Below are 5,724 nucleotides of genomic sequence, written 5' to 3'. Positions count from 1 at the left end.
GGGCGGTGGGACACGATGGCGGGGCGGGGGGCCGTATGGATGCCCCCGCCCTGCCCGCGAGAGAACGCTCCCCGACTGTGCTAGCGCAGCCGACGGCCGGTGATGGGCAAGGCGTCGCCTCGCATGGCATCAGCGCCGCAAAGCGGCTCAAGGCAGATGCGGCTCTTGTCGTATCGGTCCGGCTCATCGCCTGTCAGGGAGACAAGGTGTTCGCGCGAATGCCCGAACCGTTGCTGGAGCAACTCCGGCCCGCGCTCGCCCAGGCCGTGGTGACGGAGGACAAGGCCCTGACGACGCCGCCCTGGGAATCCGCCCTCCTGGAAATGCAGTTCCGGGACGGTCAGGTGGTGTTCGGGCAACTGGTACGCGGGGACGTGCTGCGCATGAACGAGACACGGTGGTGCGAGGGGGAGGAAGCGCAGGGCGGCGAACTGCGGCTCGATGACGGCCCCTCCTTGTTCCCCTGGTTCAAGCAGCACCTGGGACCGGTTCAAGCAAAGGAGCACCAACTCCTGCGAGAGCCGCCTCCGTCTCCCTGAACCGGGCGCTCCAGGGCAGAGCGGGATGGATGTCTGCCTCACGGTTCCCCCCGCGCCCGGTTTGCTCCCACGGCTGCCCCCGCCTTCCACGAACGGATTTAGACTCCTGGCATGACAACCATGCCCAGCGAGAATCCGTCTCCCACGCAGCAGCTCTTCGCGGCAATCAATGGCCATTGGATCACCCAGGTCATCGGCACGGTGGCCCGCCTGGGGATCGCGGACCTGCTCACGGGAGGAGCCCGCGACAGTGACTCGCTGGCGGCGGAGCTGGGCGTCCACCCGGGCGCCTTGTTCCGGCTGATGCGAGGCGGCATCACCGCCGGCCTCTTCACGGCTGCCTCCGAGCGGACCTTTGCCCTGACACCGATGGGCGAAGGGCTGCGCTCGGACGTCCCGGACTCGCTGCGGGCGGTGGCCATCATGCAGAGCGACAAGTCCCACTGGTCGCCCTGGGGGCTCCTCTCCGAGGCGGTTCGCACGGGCAGGGCCCCGGTGCAGGCCGCGCTGGGCTGCGACATCTGGGAGCACTTCGCCCGGAATCCCGACGAGGCGGAGCACTTCGCCCAGGCCATGGGAAATCTGTCCGGCCTGGTGGGCAGCGAGCTGACGCACCATATCGACTTCGCCCCCTTCGCTCGCGTGGCGGACATTGGAGGCAGCCACGGCGATCTGCTCTCGCAGGTGCTGCGCGCCCATCCCTCCTGCCAGGGCATCCTCTTCGACCTGCCCAAGGTCGCCGAGGGCGCGAAGGCGGCGCTGGAGTCCCGGGGCCTCGCCGGCCGGGTGGACGTGGTGACCGGGAGCTTCTTCGAGCCCGGCATCCCCGCGGCCGACGCCTATCTGCTCAAACACATCCTCCATGACTGGGAGGACGACGCCTCCCTCACCATCCTGCGCCGCATCCACGAGGCAGCTCCCGCCGGGGCACGGCTCTTCGTGCTGGAGATGGTGATTCCGGACAACCGGAGTCCACACCCCAGCCACTTGATGGACCTCAACATGCTGGTGCTCGCCGACGGCCGCGAGCGCACCCGGGACGAGTTCCAGGCGCTGTTCACCGCCACGTCCTGGAAGGTGGAGCGCATCCTCCCCACCCGGAGCGGGGCCAGCATCATCGAGACGGTGAAGGCCTGAGCGTTTGAACTAGAGTCGTGGGATGACCTCACGACTCCTGCTCCTCCTCTACGTCTGTCTTCCCTTCACGGCTTTGGCCAAGGAGCCCAAGCCGCGGACCTATGACATCGTCATCGTCGGCGGCGGGAAGACCGAGGAAGAGGCCCAGGCCGCGCTCGACAAGCTGAAGCCCAAGGTGCTCTGGGTCCGCCTGTCGACCACCGGGTTCCCGGGCGTGTCGAAGTCAGATGAATATCCCGGCCTCAACAAGGGGCTGTACATCGCCGTCCTCGGCCTGTGCCCCAAGGGCGGCGACACGGACATCAAGAAGCTCATGAAGGCGGTGAAGGCACACGCGCCGGGTGCGTACTCCAAGAGCATCAAGGGCCAGTACGGCGACCCCTGCCCTCCCGACTCAGCCTTCCTGCCGCCTGACGCCGAGGAGAAGCCACTCCTGGACCGCATCGCGAAGGAGCCGGAGTCGGCGGAGGCCTTCTACGCCTACGCCGCGCACCTCAAGGAGAATGGCAGGCTGGGGGAATCCCAGGTGATGGTTGACGAGGCATTGCGGCTGAATCCGAATCACGCCGAGGCCCGGTCCCTGACGGAGGTGCTGATGGTGCTGATGACGGATTGAGCAGGGCTTTTCACCCCCTTGCGACAGGCGTGACTGGCGCTTCTTCGAGGACGAAGCCGAATTGACGCACGTCTTCCCCGACGCGCTCGTCCAGGAGGCAGTGCACGTACACCGGCCGATCCGTCACGCGCGCCGTGGAGAGGAATTCCCAGGTGATCGCCTCCGTGAACTTCACGATCAGCCGCTTCGCCACCGGACCCGACGGAGTCTCGAGCCTCAGCAGGAGCCACGCCTGGCTTCGGTCGTTATTGGAGGTGCTGACCTCCTTGATGACGGCGAGATAGCGTTGACCCTCGCGACGGACGCGTTCGTATCGGTTCTGCTCCCAGGACGGGATGCCGACGAAAAGCAGGCCTCCAATGGCCAGGAAGAGTGCGAGGACAAAGATGAACATGGCTACCAGCATCGGGGCAACCTACCCGACATGCGCACCTCCTCGCGAGTGATTGTCCACTGAACGCTCGGGCTACAAAGGCAGGAGGCGAATCCCTCTCACCCGGCGCAACGCTATACACTCCCGGGCATGGCCCTCGAGTCCCCTGCCCTGCGTGCAGTCATCCTCGGTTGTGCCCTGCTGTCGTCATCCTGCTCCGACACATCCGGGCCCCCGCCGCCTCCTCCCGAGGAACCCTGGGACGGGACCTACACGCCCCTGGTCGACCCGTCGGACTGGGTCGACCGGGGCGAGTACGCCCCCTGCGCGTTCACACCGCCTCCGGGGACCGTCGTCGACTGCGACGACCCGTCCCTCTTCGACCTGTCGAAGTGTGACACCGCCTCGCTCGCCACCTTGGAGCCGCATGGCATCTACCAGGTGGACATGCGCCACGCCTCGGGCTTCGCGGACTTCGCCGGCATCCGGGTCCCCGAGGAGGGCGGCACCGCGACCATGAACTACCTCCCGATGATGCGGAGCGCTCCGGTCACGCGGCAGCAACTCCAGGGAGGCTTCCGCTTCTCCGCGCAGTACGCCTTCCGGGACACCGTCCGGAACCTGGTCTTCGCGGGCTGCGGCATCACCGCGCCCGGGCTGGTGACGGGATGCTTCGCCCGCTGCACCGATGGCAAGGTCGCCACCTCCGGCACCTTCGAAGCCGCGCGGATGACCTGGGCGCGGGGCGAGGCTGAATCCTCGGGAGGGTTGCGACTCCTCTCCGAGACCCATGTCCAGGCGGTGCGCCCGGTGGATGTGTATGTCCACCGGGGCCACGCCTACGTCGTCTCCATTGACGACCCGCTCACGCAGGCCCCGGGAGGGCTCGCGGTGATCGACGTCCGTGACCCGAGTCACCCCGTCATCAAGAAGCAGATCACCCTCCCGGGAGACTCGTACTGGAACGCAGCCTGGGCCAAGGACGACGCGCTCTACATCGCCAGCAAGAGCTCGGGCGTCATCGTCTTCGATATCAGCCATCCTGCGGACCCGACCTTCGTGCGCAGCGTGCCCGGCCGCGGACCCATCGACGTCCACACGATGTTCGTGGATGGCAACTGGCTCTACGCCGTGTCGCCGGGTCCCGCGCCCACTGGCGAGACGCTGGTCTTCGACATCTCCACGCCGCTTCAACCCGTCCTGCTCAATCGCTTCACCGCCGCCGACACGGAGTCCGCGGTTCCCTCGGCGCATGACTCCTTCGCCTACCAGGATCGGCTCTACGTCAACCACTTCAGCGCGGGCTACGTCGTCTTCGACGTGAAGGACCCGATGAGCCCGCTGGAGCTGGGCCACTACACGTTCGAGACCGACAACAGCTTCGCGACCAGTCACGCGAGCGCGGTGGGCACCTTCGCGGGCAAGACCGTCGCATTCGAGGGAGGCGAGTACCAGGGCGCCCACCTGCGCGTGCTGGACGTCACGGACCCCACGAACATCCAGCTCATGGGTCGCTACAAGCTGCGGCCACAAACCTCCATCCACAACATGATCCTCAGGGGCACGCAGCTCTACATCGCCTGGTACCAGGAAGGGCTGCGCGTGTTGGACGTCTCCGTTCCCCCACAGCCGCGTGAGATCGCCCATTTCAACACGTTCCGTGAGTCCGACGTTCACCGGGGCGATGACCTGCTCGAAGGAGCCATTGGCATCCGCGTTCCCGGAGACGGCCACGTGTACGTCGTGGACACCTCCCGGGGACTGCTCATCTTCAACGAGCCCTGAGCTGGCGCGCTGGGGTGCGAATTGGGGATGATGCCGCCCTCTTCCGGGGGATGGTGTCGATGCGTGCCGTGCTGGTGATGTGGCTGTGGGCTTCGGTGGTTGGGGCGACGGAGCTGTCCAACGAGTTCTCGCTGGAGTCGCCCCGGTACGGGCGGTTGCTGGCCAACGTCCGGGCGCCACGCGCCGCGACTGGCGGCGGCGTCACGCTGCTGGTCTGGGGCGACGAGCGGCGTGGGGAGAACAGCGCCTTCTATGGCACCGGCCCGGAAATCTATGCCGCGCGCATCGACGCGGAAGGCAACGTGCTGGACCCGGCCGGCATCCCCCTGTGCACCGCGCCCTACGGCCAGGAAGCGCCCGCGGTGACGTGGGACGGCAAGCAGTTCCTCGTCGTGTGGCAGGACTACCGGGACAACCGCAACTACGCCATCTACGGCGCGCGGGTGAGCCCCGACGGCACCGTCACCACTCCGCCTGATGGCTTCCGCATCTCCGCCCCCATCCCGGAAATCGACGGTGAGTGGGAGGAGGCCCCGAGGGTGGCCTCGTCCGGAGGGGTGAGCCTGGTGGTGTGGCAGCGCGGGACCCGCAGCATCTACGACCACGACATCCTCGGGGCCCGCATCCGCGACGACGGCACCGTGCTGGATCCCACCCCGCGGGTGCTCGTCTCTGCGTCCGGCAATCAGGCGAACCCCACCGTCGCGGGCGGTCCGGATGGATTCCTCGTGGCCTGGGGGGATGGCCGCCACCAGGTGGGCGAGACCAGCGAGTGGGACCTCTATGCCACGCGGGTGGCGCCCTCCGGCGAGGTGCTGGACGCCGCGGGCATCCCGGTGAGCGTCGTCGCATCGAGCTACCAGGGGAGTCCCCGGGCCCTCTTTGACGGGACGAACTACCAGGTGGTGTGGAGCGATGGCCGGGACCCCTCCAGCTACGGCGACTTCTATGGGGGACGGGTGAGCCTGGCGGGTGCGCCGCTGGACGGCACCGGGGTGCGCATCACGCCCGCCAGCTACGACTACAAGCAGGGCCCGGCCATCGCCTTCGACGGGACGCAGACCTGGGTCACCTGGCGCGCCGCGACTGGCTCCTACGACGAGCGCTTCTACGGGGTGCGCTTCGGCAAGGACGGCGTGGTGAAGGATGGGCGTGACCCGGTTCCGTAGACAGGTTGGTTACGCGGCCAGCCTACTCGTTGTGGCCACTCGCTCGAACTCGATGGGGCTGAGGTAGCCCAGGGCGGAGTGGCGCCGCTTCCGGTTGTAGAATAC

Annotated in this window: 6 protein-coding genes; 5 read left to right on the top strand and 1 reads right to left on the bottom strand. The window is 67.5% G+C overall.

Annotated elements, in window-relative coordinates; genetic code table 11:
- The 3 genes from D7V77_RS45290 to D7V77_RS39465 all read left to right on the top strand — a co-directional run.
- A partial coding sequence (locus D7V77_RS45290; protein ID WP_233597510.1) for a hypothetical protein occupies nucleotides 1-539 on the top strand: 539 nt, incomplete at its 5' end.
- Between the two features lie 120 nt (nucleotides 540-659).
- A complete protein-coding gene (locus D7V77_RS39470) occupies nucleotides 660-1,676 on the top strand; it encodes an acetylserotonin O-methyltransferase (protein WP_233597509.1) in 1,017 nt (338 codons plus the stop codon).
- 22 nt (nucleotides 1,677-1,698) lie between these two features.
- Nucleotides 1,699-2,292, top strand: coding sequence for a hypothetical protein (locus tag D7V77_RS39465; protein ID WP_120581365.1), 594 nt, complete (start codon nucleotides 1,699-1,701; stop codon nucleotides 2,290-2,292).
- Between the two features lie 10 nt (nucleotides 2,293-2,302).
- Here D7V77_RS39465 and D7V77_RS39460 read toward each other — a convergent pair whose 3' ends face one another.
- A complete protein-coding gene (locus tag D7V77_RS39460; RefSeq protein WP_120581364.1) occupies nucleotides 2,303-2,698 on the bottom strand; it encodes a hypothetical protein in 396 nt (131 codons plus the stop codon).
- A 117-nt stretch (nucleotides 2,699-2,815) separates the two neighbouring features.
- On the opposite strand from D7V77_RS39460, the gene D7V77_RS39455 reads away from it, so the two are divergent.
- Both D7V77_RS39455 and D7V77_RS39450 read left to right on the top strand, forming a co-directional pair.
- Nucleotides 2,816-4,450, top strand: a complete 1,635-nt coding sequence (locus tag D7V77_RS39455) for an LVIVD repeat-containing protein (protein WP_120581363.1) — start codon at nucleotides 2,816-2,818, stop codon at nucleotides 4,448-4,450.
- Nucleotides 4,451-4,509: 59 nt separating this feature from the next.
- Entirely contained in the window at nucleotides 4,510-5,619 is a 1,110-nt protein-coding gene (locus D7V77_RS39450) for a hypothetical protein (protein ID WP_147452310.1), read from the top strand.
- Nucleotides 5,620-5,724: the final 105 nt, after the last annotated feature.

This window comes from Corallococcus sp. CA041A (assembly GCF_003612075.1).
Lineage (GTDB): Bacteria > Myxococcota > Myxococcia > Myxococcales > Myxococcaceae > Corallococcus > Corallococcus exiguus.
This window is presented reverse-complemented; position numbering and strand designations above follow the sequence as displayed.